This is a genomic window from Flavobacterium pectinovorum, from assembly GCF_022802975.1.
In the GTDB taxonomy this organism is placed as follows: Bacteria; Bacteroidota; Bacteroidia; order Flavobacteriales; family Flavobacteriaceae; genus Flavobacterium; species Flavobacterium pectinovorum_B.
Window position 1 is genome coordinate 84,272 of sequence record NZ_JAFEVZ010000004.1, and the last position, 19,969, is coordinate 104,240.

Here is a 19,969-nt window from a genome sequence, read left to right on the forward strand (position 1 = left end):
GGAGTTTTTAGTTTTAAACTTATGCTTATTTTATTTCAGGCTTCATTTACAGGAATATAAATATCAAAAATGGCTCCTTTGTCCTGCTCACCGCTTGCTGTAATAAATCCGTTATGGTTTTCTACAATTTTTTTAACAATAGCCAGTCCTATCCCTGTACCTGTATATTCAAGTTTACCATGTAACCGCTGAAAAACTTCAAATATTTTTGCGCTATACTGCTGATCAAAACCAATACCATTATCTGAAATACTGATATGACAATAGTTACTGCTTTTGTTTGCTTTTTTATCGTTCAGCGTTGCCCCTTTGATTATTTCACTGTCAATTTTTATTACCGGAGGCGTTCCCGGTTTAGAGAATTTCAGAGAATTGCTTATTAAATTGTAGAGCAGCTGCCTGAACTGAAAAGGGATAACATCTATTGGCCATGTTCTGTTTTTTTCGATAACTCCGCCGTGCTGCTCCAGTTCTTCTTTTAAATCTTCTTTTACTTCATCAATAATTTTTGACAGATCTGTTTTTTCAAACACTCTTTCCTGAATATTGGTTCTGGAATAAGATAAGAGATCATTAATTAAAGTCTGCATTCGCTTAGCGGCATTCTGCATTCTTTGAAATTTGTCTTTTCCAACATCAGATAAATTATCAGATTCTTTTTCTATGATCTGGGTGGCAAAAGTTTGTATTTTTCGCAGAGGCTCTTGTAAATCATGACTTGAAATATAGGCAAACGACTGAAGTTCTTTATTCATTTGTTCCAGCTCGGCATTTTTTTGTTCGAGTTCCAGAGCATTTTGTTTCAGTTTGTCATCTGCTTCCTTTTTTTCTGTAAGATCGTGCGTCATTTTTGAAAAGCCAATAACCTCATTTTGCTTATTATGAACAGCCGTTATGACCACACTTGCCCAAAACAGGGTTCCGTTTTTTCGAACACGCCATCCTTGCTGTACTGCTTTTCCTTTTTCTCGGGCAATTTGCAGCAGCTTTTGAGGAAGATTGTTTTTCCGGTCTTCTTCTGTATAAAAAACAGAAAAAGATTTTCCGACAATTTGCCCGGTTTTGTATCCTTTGATTTTTTCTGCCCCTATATTCCAATTCTCTACTATTCCTTCATGATTCAAATACAAAATAGCATAATCCTGTACTTCTTCTACCATTAAATGATAACGTTCTTCACTTTTTCTGAGAGATTCATTTATCAGGTTTAATTCTTTGGTACGGGCATTAACCTGTTGTTCTAATTCATGTGCAAAAGCTTTCTCAGCATGAATATCCGTAAATGCCCCTACCCATTTTATAATTTCATTCTTTTCATTTCGAATCGGCTCACCAATTACGGCATGCCACCTGTAAGTTCCTTCTTTACTTTTAACTCTGACATCTGCTCTGTATCCTTCTCCGGTTGCTAAAGAATGACCCCATATTTTTGCATTTTCCTCAAAATCATCGGGATGGATCATGGCTCTCCATTCGGCTTCTCCATCTGGCTGAATTCCTGTATATTCCAGCCATTTTCCTGATGCGAATAATGCATTTCCTTTTTCATCTGTTTCCCAAATAAGCTGCGGAATACTTTCTGTCAAGGAGCGGAATCTTTTTTCGCTTTCTTCTATTGCCTGCTGATGATTTTTTTCGACAGTGGTATCTCTTATTGTCCCGATTAATTTTTCAGGATTACCGTTTTCATCATAAAACACTTTCCCTTTTCCTTCCATCCAGTGAATGGACTTGTCTTTCCAGATTAATCGTGCTTCATAATTTAAATTCCCTGAAAGCAGCGCTTCACCAAATGCTTTATTCCGGATGTGCAGATCATCAGGATGAAGATGTGCGAGTAATTGCTCATGCGTTAAATCTACCAGCTCTTTATATCCTCCAATAATTTCAAGGTATCTTGCAGAATAACGCAGTTCTTTGGTTTTTACATTTAATTCCCATGTTCCAAGTTCACTTGCTTCAACTATAATATTAAGTCTTTGTTCGTTTTGTTCAATTTTTTTTCGGGCATTAACTTTTTCACTAACTTCAGTCACGGTTACAATAATTCCTGAAATGGTTTCGTCTTCTTCTTTTAATGGGTAATAAAGAAAATCAAAATAGGAAGTCTGTAGTTTTCCAAAGCGATTTAATGGAATCGGGACTTCATATCCATGAAAAGGAATTCCAGTTGTTAAAACATCATTTAATAACGAACTTACACTTTCTTTAACTTCCGGCAAAGAGTCAAATAGCGACCTGCCAATAATACTGTTTTCTTCCCTGTCAACCAGTTTAAGATAGGCTTCATTAGCCATTTCAACCACATACTCCGATCCTCTTAATATAGTAATTCCAACCGGAGCCTGCTTAACAGTATTTCGGAAACGTTTATCAGCCTCTTCTATTTTTTTCTTAGCCAAGTTTAAATCCGTCAGGTCAGCAGCAGTGTTCATTACACCATATATATTTCCATTGACATCATATAAAGGCGTGAAGCTATAATTAAAATAAAAAGTTTCTAATTTACCCTGTATAACAAGATCTATCCGGGTGTTTTTACTATGAAAAGACTCTCCGGTTTCAAATACAGCACTGAGCTGTTCAAAAACCTGTTGATTTTCAAGTTCAGGCAAAATGTCCTTGTATAATTTACCTATTACATCATTTCCTTTTCCCCAGACATCCATAATAGACTGATTAGCGAGTTCAATACGCATTTCTTTCCCCACATAAACACCAATAGGAAAAGGCGCATTCTCTACTAATTGCCTAATTTTTTGTTCACTTTCTTCTACTTTTGACCGGGCCAAAACCTGTGGAGTTACTTCAATTGCAATTGCCACAACACCCGAAATTGTTCCATCAGTATCCTTTAGGGCTTCGTAGACAAAATTAACATAGGTGTTTTCTGTCTCGCCCTTTCGAACTAATCTTACCAGCTGTTCATTTGCAACAAAATTTTTACCTGTCTGAAAAACATTATCTAATAAATCTTCTAAAGATTTTGACTGAGGTAATACTTTAAAAATGGGTTTATTTATTACTTTTTCGGCTTCTATTCCCCATAGCTCAATCATTTGTTTGTTTGCAATTTCTACAATATGATCCTTGCCTCTAAACACACACATAGCAACGGGAGCCTGCATGATATTATTAATGAATCTGGCATTACTTTGTTTTAATGCTTCAGTTGCTTTTTTCTTTTCTGTAGTTTCAATTACGGTTACTAAAATACCTCCAACCTCTCCATTTTCATTTTTTATTGGACTGTAAGAGAAATCGAAATAACACTCTTCGTCAAATCCATTTCTGTTTAACACTACCATAAAATCAGGAAAACCAACTGCTTTTCCTTTCATAACATCAGCAAACATAGAACCTATGGTGCTCCAAATTTCTGAAAATGTTTCTTTCGAACTAATCCCTAAAGCATCCGGATGTTTTGAAGCTCCTAAAATAGGCCGAAAAGCATCATTATATAATTGGGTATAATCGTTTCCCCAGGCTATATACATCCCGAAAGGGTTATTAAGCATTACCGACACCATTGTACGAAGACTTTGTGACCAGGTATCAGGATTACCAACAGCTGTTTTACTCCAGTCCTTAGAGCGTATTAACTCACCCATTTCTCCTCCATCGGCAAAAAAATAATATTCCTGATCAGTAAAGCTCATGAAAAAAAGATTAGGGTTGAAGAATAAATTGCTCTCTGGCAGGCTGCTTAAAATTATTTTCGGATGCTTTAGCAAGCGCCTCTCCTATCACTTTCTTTAACTTAGAAAAATCACCTGGTTTTCGGATATAAAAAACAGCTCCTTTTTCGTACATCAAATTGACGATTTCACTATCCTGTGAAGTTGAAAAAATAACTACCGAAAGTCCTTTCATCTCTTCAATTTCTTTTATTTCCGTAAGACATTCGTAACCATTTTTGCGGGGCATGTTTAAATCTAAAAAAAGGATATCGGGTAAACTCCCTGAAATATTAGCTTTTAAAAAACCCATAAGTTCAACACCATCATTAACAGTGACAAGCTTTACAGGCAGTGAGAGTTCATCGAGTGCTTCTTTAAAAAAAATACAATCATCGTCATCATCGTCAGCTAATAGAACACTATAAATCTGTTTATTCATTTGCATAAAATAAGTTTAGTTAATTTTAAACTGGGTTAAAATCATTTCTGAATCGACAAATTGTATTTATTCTTAGCTTATTTTACTTTCTTTTCAGTAGATTTCGAATCAAAAAATATTTTATTCCTGCTAATATAAAACTAATTTCACTACCAGTACATATTACTATACTGATAAATTAATGTTTTTGAGTTTTTATATTTAATAATTATCTATAAAGTTTGGCCTGTTATCAAAAGAATAATTTTAGAGAAAAAAAGGAAATTTCACTCTTTATCTAATGTATTACTATATAAGAAATTAATTTTTATATTTGAATGATTAAATTAATAAAATGAGCGAAAAAACTAAACCGTATGCCTTAATTACCGGCGCCAGCAAAGGCATTGGAAAATCGATTGCTTATGAATTGGCTAAACTGGGTTATCCGTTATTGCTTGTTGCAAGAAGTGACGAGGAATTAAAAGCACTATCTGATGATCTTCAGATTAAATACGGTATCAATGCTCCTGTTTTTCCGATTGATCTTTCGACAAATGGTGCATCGCTAAAAGTAACCGATTGGATAAAAACGAATAACTATCCGGTTGGCTTATTAGTTAACAATGCCGGCTATGGGGTGTGGGGCGATTTTAGTCAGTCTTCTCTAACCGATCAGCTTGGCATGATGCAGCTTAACATGAATGTTGTGGTAGAACTTTCACATTTATTAGTACCCATACTTTCACAACAAAAACAAGCCTACATTTTAAATATATCGAGTACTGCTGCTTACCAAGCTGTACCTACGCTGGCTGTTTATTCGGCTACAAAGGCTTTTGTTTTATCGTTTACCCGTGCCTTGCGTTTCGAACTTGGCAAAACTTCCATTTCAGTAACCTGTTTTAGTCCGGGTCCGGTTGCTACCGGTTTTGCTTCGAGAGCTGGTTTAGATGCTCTTGGCAAAATGGCTGAAAAGTTCAATATGCAGCCTGATGAAGTTGCAAAAATGGCAGTAAAAGCCATGTTCAGTAAAAAATCAGAAGTGATTCCGGGTTTTACCAATATCATTTCGGTTTATGCCAACCGCATACTACCAAAGGCTTTTATCGAAAAAACGGCAGCCGGAATTTATAAAATTTAATTTTTTTTCAAAAAAATTAAAAAAATATTCTTTGCAACTGAAAAATTATATTACATTTGCAATGTCTACTAATTCGATAGAACATGTATAATAAAAGAAATATATTTAATTTTACTAAAAGCGGAATGCACACAAAGATGCGAATGCGTTGCTGTTGTTGTTGCTGTTGCTAACTTTTAGATAAAATTTCAAACCAATTATTTCATTTAATAAATACATATATATCATGGTATCTTCTTATAAAACCTTTACCCTTACTGAGCAATTAACTGATGAGCAAATTGCCTTTTTTAACGAACATGGCTTCATCCATTTCAAAAAATTCATAAATCCGGAAACGGTTTCATCCATCATTGATGCCTCAAAACAAGTGGAGCAAAAATGGATTAACAACGACCTTCAAAAAGTAAATGGTGTTCCAATTAAATATGGAAAAGATTTAGATGGTTCTCCTATTGTACAACGTTTTGCTTTTATCAATCAGCATCATCAAACCTTAAGCGGTCTTTTACTTGATCCAAGATTTAGTGCTTTATTGCCACTAGCAGGTGATGGCGCAAGATTAGGTACTGAAGAAAAAGACGGAATGGTTTTTAATCATTATATCAACGGACCGGAAAGTAAGTTTGCTAAAATGGGCTGGCATACAGATGGTTTGAGAGATATTTTTTATGGTGGAAAATTAAACCCGATGCTCAATGTAGGTATTCATTTAAGCACTTTAAAACCAGAAAATGGCGGCCTTAAAATCATTCCGGGCACTCACAAGCAAAGTGTTTATCAAATGCTTTTTCGTAAAAAATACTTTTTAGATCATAAAGCCGATCCAGAGGAAATTTCTATCAATCCGGAAGCCGGAGATTTAACCATTCACGATGGCCGTTTGTGGCACAGAGTTGCAGAATCATCAATCCGTGGCGAAGAAAGCAGAAGAAGGGTTATTTATGTTCCAATTATAGCTGGAAAATACGCTCCTAAAGATGAGAACAGTCCAACTGTTTTTTATCAACGTTTTGCAGGAATTGTTAAATAATCATCTTTTTTATCTATGCTTATTATCATCGCATATAGTTATCTGGTTAGATCAGGTAAACTAAAAAGTACCACAGATTTTCTTAAAAATACGCTAAGAAAAATAAAATTAAAAATTACAAAACTAGAATTGGGCTATTAATGGGAACAGAAACACAAGCAGCAGATTATAGTGCAATTGTCCAAAGAACATTTTCAGACCGTAAGCGAACTAATATTTTAAAAAGAGCAGAACAGTTAACGATTGTATTTTTACTTCCAAAAGTACCTAAATTCATTTCGCCAAACTTGCTCACCTTCATTGGTACGCTTGGATCAGTTTTGATTTTTTTAGCTTTTGTTTTAGGGACTTATATAACAAATTGGTATTTGCTTTTGGGTATTATTGGTTTGGTTATAAATTGGTTAGGCGATTCTTTAGACGGAAGACTGGCTTATTATAGAAATATTCCGCGCCGTTGGTATGGTTTTGCACTCGATATTATTGCCGATTGGATTGGTATTGTATTGATAGGCTTTGGCTATTACATTTATGCTGAAAAGAGCACTCAAATAGTAGCCTTTGCTTTTGTTGCACTGTATGGCTGGTCTATTATCATCAGCCAGTTGCGGTACAAAATTACAAATGAGTACAGTATAGATTCCGGCTTTGTGGGTCCAACAGAACTTAGATTTATTATTGCTTTCATTTTAACCACAGAAGTTTTATATCCGGGATCAATTACCTATTTGGCTGGCTTAATCACTATTACACTACTTATAATCAATACTGTAGATAGCTTTAAACTATTAAAGTTAGGCGATTTAAGAGATAAAAACCAAGACTGATATGTTCAGAAAAAAATCCATTTTCACTTTTCTAAAAGCACAAGTTGCGGCATTTTTAGGAGGCGTTACGGATTATGGGGTAATGATTTTATTAACCGAAATATTCAAACTGCATTTTACCATTTCTATTCTAATCTCCGGAACCGTTGGCGCCATTATCAATTTCAGCATCAATAGATTTTGGGTTTTTAAAAATCAATCTGGTTATAGCAGCAACATTAATAATCAGCTTTTTAAATTTGCGTTGGTGGTATTGGGAAGCATTTCCTTAAAATCATTTGGTACGCTTATTTTGCAAAAAGTATTTCAAATCGATTACAGAATCGGAAGATTAATCACGGATCTTTTTGTTTCTTATGGTTTTAATTACCCACTGATTAAGTACTGGGTTTTTAGGATAAGCCCAAAACAGAATGTAATTGAATCAAATTAATTCGTGTAGTTAAAAAAATGATTTAACACATAGAAACATAGGTTTTATATTCGTTAAAAGAATATAAAAAGAAACTAGTTTCTAACACATAGCTACTAATGTTTTTTTAAACAAGTGAAACGCCTTTTTTGAGCGTCCTAAATCTATGTGTCTATGTGTTTAAAATAATCACACCCGACGGGTTATATAATATTTCGTTATGAATAAATTATCACTTAAATATTTTACAAAATCACTAATCGTTATAACGATCTTAGTAACTATAATTTCCGGAAATCTATTGGCACAATCCAAAAATCTGTCGCCACTACATTTTCCTACGCCTAAAAATATAGATAATATGCTGTTTTATATTCAGCGGGACCCAAATACAAATACTGCTATTTATACCATAAACTATCAGGAAAATGGAAAAATAGACAAAAGCAATCCTATAAAAGCGTATTGGATTCGATATGCTGAGAAAGGAGAAAAAAAAGATTTTAGTTATATACAACGCAAATTTGCATACGGAATAGAAAGTAAAACTTTAAATAATGAAGAGTTTGAACTCCAATTTGTATCGTATAAAAAATTACCCTTAACCCTGAAAAAGCTAGATTCAGATCAAAAATATCATGTTTTTGTAAATGTAAATCAGAAAAAAATACAGGTAGAAAAAATATTTGTACGCATTGAAGGGGGCTCTTTTTGGTTACCAAATGTAAAGTATGCCGAAGTTACCGGAATTGATCTTTCTTCAAATAAAACAATTACTGAGAGGATGTTGCTGAAATAACCTGAGTTCGGGTTAAGCGAATCCTAATAACAACTGACCGTCATTTACTTTTTGCAAGTTAAGTGACGGTTTTTTAGAAAAAAAACAATAAGCTATAAGACTTCCCAAAATATTCATCATAAAATTGTTTGTGTTTCGATGTCTAGTGTGTTCGACCTGGCAATGGTTTTTTAATTCGTCATTAATGGTTTCTATAATTGCCCTTTTACGAAGAAGAATTTTATCTTTCATATTCATAATATGGTTTTTCATATTCTTTCTAAGTTTGGTAAATAGCTGGATTCCATCAGCGAAAAGCATTTCCCATAAGGCTTTTGACAAGTATCCCTTGTCTGCAAATAGTTTTCCAAATAATTGTTCTGTCATTTTTTGAATATGTCTTGGATTTCTGTCATCTACATTGCCTTTGGTTAAGTAAAAAGACAAAAGTTCTTCTTTTTCATTGCAAACCAAATGCAGTTTAAAGCCATAAAACCAGCCCATTGATGATTTTCCACGTTCTGCCAATCCTTTAAAGACTTTATGATTGTGGATTCTTTGATTTCGGCATACTTTTAAAGCAGTACTATCTATAAAACTGATTCCGGTACATTTTCCCAGACACTTTTCTCTTAAGAACAAAGCAAAAACGATAAAACATCTCTGCTGAAGTTCTACAAACCTATTGTATGAAAGTCTTATAGGAAATAAATCTTTCCAATATCCACTAACAATCTCGTTGTAATAATGTTTAAAAGTTTTATGTGCTCCTAAGTGAAAATCAATCATTATGATAATAATTTCAGAATCAGACATTAAAGAAGACCTGTTTCTCCTTTTTTTACCTTCTTCGAGTGTTTCGAGTTTCAATTTCCTGATTTGATGGTCAAACTCTTTACAAAAATCATCAACTTTTACAAAAATATCCGTAATTTGGTCTTTTAAAAATACAGCAATAATTTGTTTAAATATTTAAATATCAGAAATTTAAATATACAAATTATTGCTTTTTTATGCTAATTATTTTACTAATTCTTATCCCGAACTCAGGTTAAGATAATCAATGAAAATCAAAATTATCGTATTCAAAATCATCCGACAGGTACACTTTGAGTTATATATTGGTACCGTTATGTTTCATTAATACTCTTATAAGCATTAATTTAATGCCTTATGTTATTTATTTTCTTAAAATTGCATATTTTATACTTTACCTCATAACTTTCCTATAAAACCTTAAAAACCAAAAGATGTATCAAGTCCCGTATTTTCAAAAATCAATTCTAAAGCTTGTTTTAATTTTATTATTCAACAGCACTTTAGCACAATCTGAAAAACCTGAGCAGGTTAGAAAAATAATTGATAAGGTAAATACCTATTGGCAAAGCCGAAATGCTGCTGAGACTAATGCCTTTTGGGACAATGCTGCCTATCATACTGGTAACATAGAAGCCTACATGCTTACCGGAAATGAAAAATACCTTAGCTATTCTGAAACATGGGCCAATCATAATCAATGGATGGGTGCCAAAAGCAAAGACAAAAAACAATGGAAATATTCATACGGGGAAAGTGATGAATATGTTCTTTTTGGTGATTATCAAATTTGTTTTCAAACCTATGCAGATCTATATCATTTGTTACCTGAACCTCATAAAATTGCAAGAGCCAGAGAAGTTATGGAATATCAAATGTCAACTTCACAAAACGATTACTGGTGGTGGAGCGACGGGCTTTATATGGTAATGCCTGTAATGACAAAAATGTATAAAATAACCAATAACAGGCTATACCTCGATAAATTATATGAATATGTTTCCTACTCAGACAGTATCATGTTTGATTCTGAAGAAAACCTGTATTATCGCGATGCAAAATATATTTATCCTAAACATAAAAGCTTAAATAATAAAAAGGATTTTTGGGCACGAGGCGATGGCTGGGTTTTGGCAGGATTAGCCAAAGTATTAAAAGACCTGCCTGCTGATTATAAACACCGCGATTTTTTTGTAAAGAAATTTCAAAAAATGGCTAAAGCTGTAGCTAAGTTGCAACATCCAAAGGGCTATTGGACAAGAAGCATGATGGACTCAGAACACGCCCCCGGACCAGAAACCAGTGGCACAGCTTTTTTTACCTATGCTATTCTTTGGGGAATCAACAACAATTATCTGGATAGAGATGAATTTATTCCTGTAATAAACAAATCATGGCACTATCTTAAAAATACAGCTTTACAAAAAGATGGTAAAATTGGATATGTTCAGCCTATAGGCGAAAAAGCAATACCGGGACAAATTGTAAACTCAAATTCTACTTCAAACTTTGGCGTTGGTGCTTTTCTTTTGGCTTCTTGTGAATATGTAAGATATCTCGAAGCTGAGCAGGTAATCAGCCAGGACCGAAAATACTGGACTGAACTTGCTTATAAAATAGCTGCCCCAGTGCTGAGCAATATGGCAGAAAACAAACTGAAGGAAAATATGCTGGTAGAAGTAAGTACATCTTATGATGGCCGGGATAACAGAGTAGTCTACATGGAAGCCTTTGGACGGTTAATGGCCGGATTAGCACCATGGCTCACACTTCCTGACGATAATTCAAATGAAGGGAAAATGCGCAGGCAATTACGCGAATGGGCATTAAAAAGTTATGCTAATGCCGTAGATCCCCAGAGTAAAGACTACCTATTATGGCGTGGTCACGGTCAGGCGCTGGTTGATGCTGCCTATATTGCCGAAAGTTTTCTGCGTGGATATGAAACACTTTGGATTCCGCTTAGTGAAGAAACTAAAAAACGCTACATAACAGAATTTCAACAATTAAGACGTATTGACCCACCTTACACCAACTGGCTTCTTTTTTCTTCGACCATTGAATCTTTTTTAGCGAAAGCTCGTGCAGAATATGATCAGTATCGCATAAATGCTGTAATACGTAAAGTTGAAGAATGGTATGTGGGTGACGGCTGGTATTCTGACGGTCCCTCTTTTTCTTTTGACTATTACAGCAGTTATGTGTTTCATCCTATGTACCTTGAAACCTGCCAGGCAATGAAAGATGCCGGAGCCACCGGTACACGAATTGATTATGATAAATATTACGACCGCGAACTAAAGCGTGCTCAAAAATATTCTCTTATTTTAGAAAGGTTCATTTCTCCCGAAGGTACGTTTCCTGTATTCGGAAGATCTATACCTTACCGTATGGCTATTATGCAGCCTCTGGCTTTAATGGCGCAATATCAATATCTGCCAGAAGGACTTTCTAATGGACAAGTAAGATCAGCACTAACCACAGTAATGAAAAGAATGTTTAATAATGGTCAGGATAATTTTAATGCAAAAGGATTTCTGACTATTGGTTTTGTAGGCAGTCAGCGTAATATTGCCGACTGGTACACTAACAATGGAAGTCTCTATATGACCTCGCTTGCTTTTATGCCACTTGGATTACCTTCTTCACACCCTTTTTGGACCGATGCTGCTATGGAATGGACAAGCAAAAAAGCATGGAACGGGCAGCCTTTTCCAAAAGATCATCATTGGAAGGATGAAATACAGACAAAGGACAAATATTAATTTGCAACAAAATTGACCGCAAATAACTAAATCTTGATATGATAATCTGGATTCTAACCCGTAGTACATTCATAAAAAGCTACACAAAACACTAAAAATAAGCAAATTGCATTTTCAACAAAACAATTTAAATGCACAATTTTAGAAGTATTGAAACAATTAGGTTTTAAAAATGAAAATTTTTCACATCAAATACGCAAACCTAAACTCTCAGATTTAAAAATAATTGTATTAAATCTAACTTCGGAATATATGAGTATTGACAGTGAAAATCAGCTATTCAGGGTATTACCTTCTGATTTTAAAAACCTTATAAAAAGAAGTGTTTACAATAGAAAAAAAAAGAATTGAATCCTTATTTTCTCAATTATCTGACCAGTTTATGATTAGGCGTAATTATGCTAAAAGTTTTATGGGTTTTAAAACCAGAATCCTTTCCAAAATAACAACAATCACAATTATTCAATTCATTAATAAGACTTTAAATAGAAATATAAATAACTTAAAAATCAATATTGCCTAAATACACTACGGGTATTGCTTCTGAATTTAATCACTACACAATCAAAAACTAAAAAAAAAGAATCACTTTGAACAAAATATCCAAAGCAATTCTCTTTTGATAAAAAACGTATGAACTATTTTTTATAATTCTAAATTCCTGCCTTAAAGCATTTTTAAAAATTTAAATCTATGAAATACAAACAATTGAACCTATTAAGTAGTTTTAAAAAAACAAATGCTCCTTTTTTCATTTTTTAAATATTCCATAGTTTCAAATAGTATTTAACTTTTTTTATAGTTTTCAGGTTTGAAAATGATTTTAAATGATTTTCCGTCATTAAGAAGCCTTTTAACCAGATTCTGTATATCAGCCTTGGTCATTTTATTGACAATTTTTTCGAAATTTTCAGGATCGTTCATATTTTCCCCATATCTGAAATACTTCGTAATCAAACTCATATCATAAGCATTTTTACCTTGATACTGCTCTCTTTCTTTAACAAAGCTTGTTCTTACTTTAAGTAAATCTTCATCTGAGATATCTCCGTCAGCAATTTTTTGAAGTTCCTGATCTACAATAACGGCAAGCTTGTCTGCCATATCAGGATTACAGTCAAAATTGAAAGCAACTATCATTTGAGGTTTTGGTTCTCTCATAAAATAGCCCGTTGCACGCGGACTGTAAGCGCCTCCCTCGGCTTCTCTTACAGTTGCCAAAACCCTTAATTGCAAAATATCTCCCAAAGTATTAGCATAAATACTGTTGGCTACAGAGTAAGGCATTTCTTTTTTATAGGTAACATTTACTGTTGCCTTTGGGTCTTTCATTTCAAGATAGATATCCTTTTTAATCTGGCTTGAAATCCAGTCAGGTCCATTGTCAATAAAATTTTCTTTTGTGTTGTGAGAAGGTATGCTGGCAATATACTTCTCCAACAGAGGTTTAAGCTGCTCTTCACTCACATCTCCTATTATAAAAAATTCAGAATCAGATACATCAGCAAATCTTTCCTGATATATTTTCTTTACTTTATCAAATGATAAATCCTTTACAAAAGCTTCATTAAAAAGACGTTTTTTAGGATTGTTTTTACCATATAATGTAATCGTAAGGCTATCGTTCATTTTCTCTCCCACATCATTTTTTCGAGAAAGAAGCCAGGTACTTATTTGATTCTGCATTACCTCATAAGCCTGTTTTTCGAATCTCGGTTTTACAAAACTCAAATGAATCATCTGGAGCATGGTCTCAACATCCTTCGTGTTTGAAGATCCTGTAACACCCTCATTTATTTCACTTAAATTAATTCTTATATTGGCTGTTTTCCCGGCCATAACTCTTTCTAAATCTGTAGCATTAAAATCGCCAAGTCCAGACATTTGAACCAGATTCTGCACCATTTCTGCCGACGGAAGTTCGTCATCTTTTAAAAGAGACGTTCCTCCTTTACTTATTGCATTTAATTCAACATTATCTTTTTGTTTATTAGTAAATTTATAATGTACTACAACACCATTGCTTAATGTGAAAGTTGAAGCATTAATATCTTTATTTAAAACCGTTTTGGTAATTTTTCCTTTTTTAATTTCTGCATCCGAAATTAAAGTTTTGGCAGCTGCTGTTTCTGTGTATTTTTGAAGAAGTCTATCATTTTCAACAGTTGTTATAACGAGCTTTGCCTGATTTTCTGTTAAATTATCCTCTCCTTCAACACCTGTGATATTTAAAGATCTGTTCTTCTGAGCATATAACCTTTGAATCGTTTGATGAAGCTCGTCTAAAGTCAGACTTTCAAAAATCTTTTTGGCAAGGGTATATTCCTGATCAATGTCGCTGATCGTTGCATTATTTAAATAATTGGACTGGATTGTTTTTTCAATTTTTTCATGACTCCAATCATTTTTCTGAGCAATTTCGTTTTCATAGTAAGTTTTAAACTGTGTAATAGTTCTATCAACTTCTGACTGCACAAAACCAAATCGTACGGCTCTCATAACTTCTGTCAGTACTTCTTCAAATGCGGCTGCCTGTTTATTGGATTTTGGATTTACATTGATAGAAAAACTGTTAGAAGTTCTGTTCAACGGACTATAACCTACTCCTGCACCTAAAAAAGAAGCTGAGGGTTCTTTTGCTTTTTCTGCAATTCTTATCGACAGCATTTGGGTTACCATGCCTTCTAATAATGCTCTTTTTAAATCTTTGACCGTTTCATTTTCAAGAGACTCTTTATGACGGATCTCGAAACTTATAGAGGAAGCAGAAACCTCAGGGTCTTTTCCTAGGTTATAGAGCATTTCTGTGTTATCCGGAATATCGACTGTAAAACGTTTTTTAGGATTTTCAACTGCCGGAATAGTTGAAAACTGTTTTAGAATTTTTTTCTCAATTTCGTTAACATCTACATCACCAATTATAGCAATAGCCTGCAGGTCTGTACGGTACCAGTCATGGTAAAAATCACGAAGCGCTTTATATTGAAATCCCTCAACTACAGACATCAACCCGATAGGCATTCTATTCACATACTTGGAGTTGTTGTAAATAACAGGCATAGATCCGTTATACAATCTCATACGTCCAGTCTGGCGCGTTCTCCATTCTTCTTTAATGACACCACGCTCGGCATCAATTTCTTTATCTGTCAAAAGCAGGTATTTTGACCAGTCTTTTAAAACCGTAAGGCAAGTATCTACCAAACCGTCTTTTGTTGGGATATTATTTAAATTATATACCGTTTCATCAAAAGAAGTGTAGGCATTTATATCTTTTCCAAATGTTGCTCCATGTTTTTCTAATGAATTAAGCATTGCTTTTCCCGGAAAATGTTCTGTACCATTAAAAGCCATGTGTTCCAGGAAGTGAGCAAGCCCTTGTTGATTATCCTCTTCCAGAATAGACCCTACATTTTGAATAATATAATAACTGGCAGCACCTTTGACCGCTTTTGTGCTTTTTATATAGTAGGTCATACCGTTTGGCAGCACTCCTTTTTTTACCGATTTATCAACCGGTAGCGGGTCATTATAATTTATAGATTGTGCGTTCCCTTTTAAGCTCAATGCTATAAAAAGGACACATGAAATTTTAAAAATACGTTTCATAAAGTGTTTTTGGATTATTGGACAAAAAGCAATAAAGCATTAAACCTGACATCACTAGAGTTAATGGGAAGTTTAAGAAAATACAAAGCCTGCCTTGCTTATAAAGTGTAGAATATTTGGACTATTACAGACACATGAGCTGCAGGCAGGCTTTTATATAGTAACCTGAACTCGATTATTACTATCTCCAACGGTTGAAACCGTTGGAGATAGTTTACCATTGAATTATTATTTTTACAAGCGATGCTAAAAAAGCAAAATGTTCTCATTTAGCCCCGGTTGAAGTGAAAATCCTTATGTCCCGGAGTTCGGGACATAAGATTGTAACGGAAAACGGGACGATACTTGCTGAAAAACCCTAATCTTTCTGCTTCAAAAAATAATAATCGAGTTCAGGTTAGTAAAAAATTATCTTTATATTAAAGACTTATTTTTATGATTTTGATAATTCTTCGAGCTTTTTCTCTAAAGCCTCGCCTCTAAGATCTTCAGCTATAATCATTCCGTTCTGGTCCATTAAAAAAGTGGCAGGAATAGCCGTTACATTAAAGAATTTACTCATTTTAGCATCATCAATAAGATTTGGCCATGGCATGTTTTCCTGTCCTAAAGCTTTAAGCCATCCTTTTTGATCTGTATCAATAGAAACACTCATGATTTCGAAACCTTTTGAAGCGTACTTTTGGTAGGCTGCTTTTAAATTAGGAATTTCTTTTCGGCACGGAGCACACCACGAAGCCCAAAAATCAACTAAGATGTATTTTTTCTTTGCAATCACATTTTTTACCGTTGAAGGTTTTCCGTCTTTATCATTTAATGAAAAATTCTCCACATTTACCCCCACTAAACTTTTTGGCCATAACTCTTCTTTTGCTTTTTGGCCGTAGTAACTGTTTTGCGCCTCTGGTGAGAATTGTTCGTAAATAGGTCTTAAATCAGGGCTAAGATAACTGCACTGTGTCAGCATAAAAAGCGGCCCCCAAAAAGTATCTTTATTCTTTAAAATAAGATCATTCGTAAGTGTTGCACACTTTTTAAAAAACGCATCTTGTTTTTCCAAAAAAGTTTTATATCTCTCAGACCCTTCAATTGAATCCAATACTCTTTTATTTTTACTTTGAGCTGCAGCGGCTTGTTCATTTAACATTTCATCACTGCCTTCAATGTAGTAAGCAGCATAATCAGCACTAAGCTCATTGTTAACTCTTGATGTTTCTTTCATAAAATACTCATTGTATTTTGAGCCTTCTAATTGAGCATAATTAAAGGTAATTCGACCATCTTGTCTCGCGACAACACCAGTTGCAGTTAATTTCATTTTTGCATTTTCCAACACGATCGGAATTATTCCTCTATCTGATGCAAAGATGATATTGCAAAGACGAATGCCATCCAATTTTCCGGTAAGGGTAAACTTGCCGTCTTTTAGATAACTTTCTGTAATAGGCAATTCAGTAGTATGGACACCTCCGGGAATAAGTCTTATCGATGTTCCGTCCGGAACTCCCGTTATAAAGCCGTCAAGCTGAAAAGAATCAGCTACAGCTTTTTTTCCTTGTGCCTGACTCATAAGAGCCATAAAAAAACACATACAAAGACCTAAAAATTTAATTTTTTTCATTTTGTTCATTTTTTGTTTTATCGTTTGTTATTTGGAATTCAACATTGATTTTTTTAAAATATTAATCAATATTATTTTTTATCTCTTATACTTTACTACTTACCTTAATCGAATTCTCCTTTGCATGCCTGGGAAAATGATAAAAATTACTTTGCAAAAAAATATTTCAATAAAAAACTATACAGCGTAGACGCAGAATAAACAGATGTACTCATTAATTTTATGTTAAATTTTTAGAGATTTTATTATTATATGCAACCGTTGGGTGAAATTAAAAATGAGTATCAGGCTGAACGGAATGGATGCCCTTTCGTGTTCAAAAGCCTTCGACTCCGCTCAGGATGATATCAATTCCTTAAGTTATAAATGATGTTTCACTACCAATTTTTATACTTTTTATAATCAAATCAATCTTTTTAATCAATTTCAACCAATAGGTTATATACAGTAAAAATCAATAAACACTTTCCAACAAAAAAGACTTGAAACATTTTTCAAAAAGTATCTCATTCATCAAAAAAAAAAATCATCTGAAATTAAATCAAATACTGCATCTTAAAAAAGAGCTGCAGATATACAGCTCTTTTAACCTTTTAAAGAATACTTACTAATTCAAAAAATTTACTTTATAAAAGGTGCAAAATCATTTATAGCCAAATGCTTTTTAATGAAATTATCGATGCAAACGGTAAATAAACATATAAGAAATTAGCAGAAAATATTATATCTCTATACTAAGAATATGTAGTGTAGACGGAATTAAACAAAAAGCACTTACGCTTATTGTGTTAAAGTTTTGATAAAATAAAAAATTAAAACAGCAGACTATGAAAAGGCTATATTATTATCGAAGAAAAAAAAACTTACACAAAAAACATACTAATATATAAATACTGAATATGCTTCTTTTACTGATTTTTTTAGATAAAGACGTTAAAAACGTGTTGCAGTTATAAATTTTAAAAAACCTATCAGAACATAAATAGTAATATATTGAGACAAATACTCCTTAAGCACTTTATAAGCTTTAAACAACTGATTTTGAACTGTCTTTATTGAAATATTTAATTGATGGGCAATTTCACTATACTTAAACCCTTTTAACTTATGAAGTATCAGTATTTCCCTGCATTTTTTTGGAAGACTGTTTATGGCTGCTTCTAATTTTTGAAGTAAATTTTCTTTTTGATCATCTGGCGTATCTTCTTCATAAACTTCACGGGAAAGCTTTTCCGAAAGAGAATTCTTCTTTTTTTCTAATCTAAAATGATCTATTGCCTCATTATAACAAGCTTTATACAAATAACTTTTTAGTGAATATGTAATATTAATTGCATTTCTTTTTTCCCAAATCGAACTAAAAACAGACTGTACAATATCTTCGGATATATCCCTGTCATTGGTTTTACTGATAATATAGATGACAAGTTTATCATACAGTGATTCAAAAACAAATTTGAATACTTCTTCGTTGCCTTTCTTTATCTGTTCGATGATATAAGTATTATGTTCGAGAGAAATAGTCATTTTGCTTTTGGGGAGAATAAAATTTAATAGATAAATAATCTTAGTTTTGCAAATGTGTGAAAAAAAATTACGAAAACCAATAGGTATATTTGAAAAATCTGCGTCATAACAATAAAAAAACAACTGATATTATGAAAACCGTGAATTTTTCGCAATTAATGTTAAAGTACTTAGCAAGAGAATTAACACCTGAAGAAAGTGTAAAATTTGAAGAATATTTAACACAGGAAAAGTATCAAAAAGAGTTCAGGTCGCAGGTAAGACTTGAGAAACATACTATTGAATTTCTTTATAACGAAGAAACAAAAAAAATGGACAAAGCTCATAAAGACAAAATATTTGAAATAATCAAAAGCGGAGAAAAGAAACCAAGGTTTTTTATCAATCTAAAATGGATAAGCTATGCAGCAGGAGTTGCTGCTGTTCTTGCTATCTCGTTTACATTGTTTTACAAAAAATCAGAGACTGCACTAATTATAGATGATAATAAAATAACCTTAAGCGTTCCTGAAGAGTCGGTCAAAGAAATAACCAAAGAAGGCAAAATCTCATTTAAAACAAAATCCGGAGTTAAGGTGGTACAAAATGGAGATACTTTAAGTTTCAACAAAACTAATCTGAATACCAAACTGGTTTATGATGAAATGTTTGTTCCAAGAGGTAAAAATTTTGTTCTCAAACTTAGCGATGGAACGGTAGTTATTATTAATTCATCGACTAAAATTAAGTTTCCTGAAAATTTTACAGCAGGCGTAAACAGAGAAGTCTTTGTAGAAGGAGAAGCCTATTTTAAAGTTGCAAAGAATGCCGAAAGTCCATTTATTGTACATTCAGACAATCTTAATATCCGAGTACTGGGAACTGAATTCAATGTGAATTCGTACGGTGACAAAGGTGCTGATAAAACTGAAACCGTATTGGTTGAAGGCAGCGTAGGTCTTTATTACAATAAATTGAGCTATAGTCGAGGAGAGTATGAAAAAATGGGGCCGGGTATGAAAGTTGATTTTAATCATAAAAACCTGGTGTTTAATAAAGAGAAAAATGTCGATCTGGAAAAATACATTTCGTGGGTAAACGGAGAGGTCATTTTTGATAAGGAACCCCTTGAAGATATCATTAAAGTATTGGAAAGAAAGTTCAATGTCGATTTTGAAGTGAGAAACAAAAAACTCCTTAAACAAAAATTTGTCGCAAAGTTTAAAGAAGAAAATATCTATCAGGTTATGGCCGCCATGCAGCTAAGTTTCCCTTTTAAATACAAAATTGAAAACAATAAAATTATAATCGAATAATCAGTAATCCTATATATAACTAAACCCAAAAACAATTATGATGA

13 protein-coding genes and 1 pseudogene are annotated in these 19,969 nt (G+C 33.4%); 8 read left to right on the plus strand and 6 right to left on the minus strand.

What is annotated here, in order from left to right; all coding sequences use genetic code 11:
• Window positions 1–35 precede the first annotated feature (35 nt).
• Window positions 36–3,659: a PAS domain S-box protein gene (locus FLV_RS07335; RefSeq protein WP_243232411.1), complete on the minus strand. Its 3,624-nt coding sequence runs from the start codon at window positions 3,657–3,659 to the stop codon at window positions 36–38.
• A 10-nt stretch (window positions 3,660–3,669) separates the two neighbouring features.
• Complete coding sequence (locus FLV_RS07340) at window positions 3,670–4,119, minus strand: response regulator (protein ID WP_243232413.1); 450 nt, start codon at window positions 4,117–4,119, stop codon at window positions 3,670–3,672.
• Between the two features lie 334 nt (window positions 4,120–4,453).
• Between FLV_RS07340 and FLV_RS07345 the strand changes: the two genes are divergently transcribed.
• From FLV_RS07345 to FLV_RS07365, 5 genes are all read left to right on the plus strand, one after another.
• Window positions 4,454–5,242, plus strand: coding sequence for an SDR family NAD(P)-dependent oxidoreductase (locus FLV_RS07345; RefSeq protein WP_243232415.1), 789 nt, complete (start codon window positions 4,454–4,456; stop codon window positions 5,240–5,242).
• 226 nt (window positions 5,243–5,468) lie between these two features.
• Window positions 5,469–6,275, plus strand: coding sequence for a phytanoyl-CoA dioxygenase family protein (locus FLV_RS07350; protein WP_243232418.1), 807 nt, complete (start codon window positions 5,469–5,471; stop codon window positions 6,273–6,275).
• Between the two features lie 140 nt (window positions 6,276–6,415).
• Window positions 6,416–7,102, plus strand: coding sequence for a CDP-alcohol phosphatidyltransferase family protein (locus FLV_RS07355; protein WP_243232421.1), 687 nt, complete (start codon window positions 6,416–6,418; stop codon window positions 7,100–7,102).
• 1 nt (window position 7,103) lies between these two features.
• Complete coding sequence (locus FLV_RS07360; protein ID WP_243232424.1) at window positions 7,104–7,535, plus strand: GtrA family protein; 432 nt, start codon at window positions 7,104–7,106, stop codon at window positions 7,533–7,535.
• Between the two features lie 199 nt (window positions 7,536–7,734).
• Complete coding sequence (locus FLV_RS07365) at window positions 7,735–8,313, plus strand: DUF4833 domain-containing protein (RefSeq protein ID WP_243232426.1); 579 nt, start codon at window positions 7,735–7,737, stop codon at window positions 8,311–8,313.
• 12 nt (window positions 8,314–8,325) lie between these two features.
• Here the strand turns inward: FLV_RS07365 and FLV_RS07370 are convergent, their stop codons facing one another.
• The gene (locus tag FLV_RS07370) at window positions 8,326–9,225 is read right to left on the minus strand and encodes an IS982 family transposase (RefSeq protein ID WP_410745951.1); all 900 of its coding nucleotides are present in this window, start codon (window positions 9,223–9,225) and stop codon (window positions 8,326–8,328) included.
• Window positions 9,226–9,542: 317 nt separating this feature from the next.
• Here FLV_RS07370 and FLV_RS07375 point away from each other — a divergent pair, with 317 nt between their 5' ends.
• Together FLV_RS07375 and FLV_RS07380 are read left to right on the plus strand one after the other, a co-directional pair.
• Window positions 9,543–11,873: a DUF2264 domain-containing protein gene (locus tag FLV_RS07375; RefSeq protein ID WP_243232429.1), complete on the plus strand. Its 2,331-nt coding sequence runs from the start codon at window positions 9,543–9,545 to the stop codon at window positions 11,871–11,873.
• 334 nt (window positions 11,874–12,207) lie between these two features.
• Window positions 12,208–12,396: pseudogene (locus FLV_RS07380) on the plus strand (IS982 family transposase); the annotation flags it as partial.
• A 263-nt stretch (window positions 12,397–12,659) separates the two neighbouring features.
• On the opposite strand, the gene FLV_RS07385 reads toward FLV_RS07380, so the two are convergent.
• From FLV_RS07385 to FLV_RS07395, 3 genes are all read right to left on the minus strand, one after another.
• Complete coding sequence (locus FLV_RS07385) at window positions 12,660–15,482, minus strand: M16 family metallopeptidase (RefSeq protein WP_243232430.1); 2,823 nt, start codon at window positions 15,480–15,482, stop codon at window positions 12,660–12,662.
• Window positions 15,483–15,915: 433 nt separating this feature from the next.
• Window positions 15,916–17,103, minus strand: coding sequence for a TlpA disulfide reductase family protein (locus FLV_RS07390; RefSeq protein WP_243232431.1), 1,188 nt, complete (start codon window positions 17,101–17,103; stop codon window positions 15,916–15,918).
• Window positions 17,104–18,036: 933 nt separating this feature from the next.
• Entirely contained in the window at window positions 18,037–18,630 is a 594-nt protein-coding gene (locus FLV_RS07395) for an RNA polymerase sigma factor (RefSeq protein WP_243232432.1), read from the minus strand.
• 131 nt (window positions 18,631–18,761) lie between these two features.
• On the opposite strand from FLV_RS07395, the gene FLV_RS07400 reads away from it, so the two are divergent.
• On the plus strand, window positions 18,762–19,925 hold the full coding sequence (locus FLV_RS07400; protein ID WP_243232433.1) for a FecR family protein: 1,164 nt from the start codon (window positions 18,762–18,764) through the stop codon (window positions 19,923–19,925).
• The last annotated feature ends 44 nt before the right edge of the window (window positions 19,926–19,969 follow it).

Bases quoted from the DNA above. Each gene is read 5' to 3' on its own strand.
- FLV_RS07340 (WP_243232413.1), bottom strand. From the start codon at position 4,119: ATGAATAAACAGATTTATAGTGTTCTATTAGCTGACGATGATGACGAT.
- FLV_RS07335 (WP_243232411.1), bottom strand. From the start codon at position 3,659: ATGAGCTTTACTGATCAGGAATATTATTTTTTTGCCGATGGAGGAGAA.
- FLV_RS07400 (WP_243232433.1), top strand. From the start codon at position 18,762: ATGAAAACCGTGAATTTTTCGCAATTAATGTTAAAGTACTTAGCAAGA.
- FLV_RS07365 (WP_243232426.1), top strand. From the start codon at position 7,735: ATGAATAAATTATCACTTAAATATTTTACAAAATCACTAATCGTTATA.
- FLV_RS07360 (WP_243232424.1), top strand. From the start codon at position 7,104: ATGTTCAGAAAAAAATCCATTTTCACTTTTCTAAAAGCACAAGTTGCG.
- FLV_RS07395 (WP_243232432.1), bottom strand. From the start codon at position 18,630: ATGACTATTTCTCTCGAACATAATACTTATATCATCGAACAGATAAAG.
- FLV_RS07345 (WP_243232415.1), top strand. From the start codon at position 4,454: ATGAGCGAAAAAACTAAACCGTATGCCTTAATTACCGGCGCCAGCAAA.
- FLV_RS07350 (WP_243232418.1), top strand. From the start codon at position 5,469: ATGGTATCTTCTTATAAAACCTTTACCCTTACTGAGCAATTAACTGAT.
- FLV_RS07385 (WP_243232430.1), bottom strand. From the start codon at position 15,482: ATGAAACGTATTTTTAAAATTTCATGTGTCCTTTTTATAGCATTGAGC.
- FLV_RS07375 (WP_243232429.1), top strand. From the start codon at position 9,543: ATGTATCAAGTCCCGTATTTTCAAAAATCAATTCTAAAGCTTGTTTTA.
- FLV_RS07355 (WP_243232421.1), top strand. From the start codon at position 6,416: ATGGGAACAGAAACACAAGCAGCAGATTATAGTGCAATTGTCCAAAGA.
- FLV_RS07390 (WP_243232431.1), bottom strand. From the start codon at position 17,103: ATGAAAAAAATTAAATTTTTAGGTCTTTGTATGTGTTTTTTTATGGCT.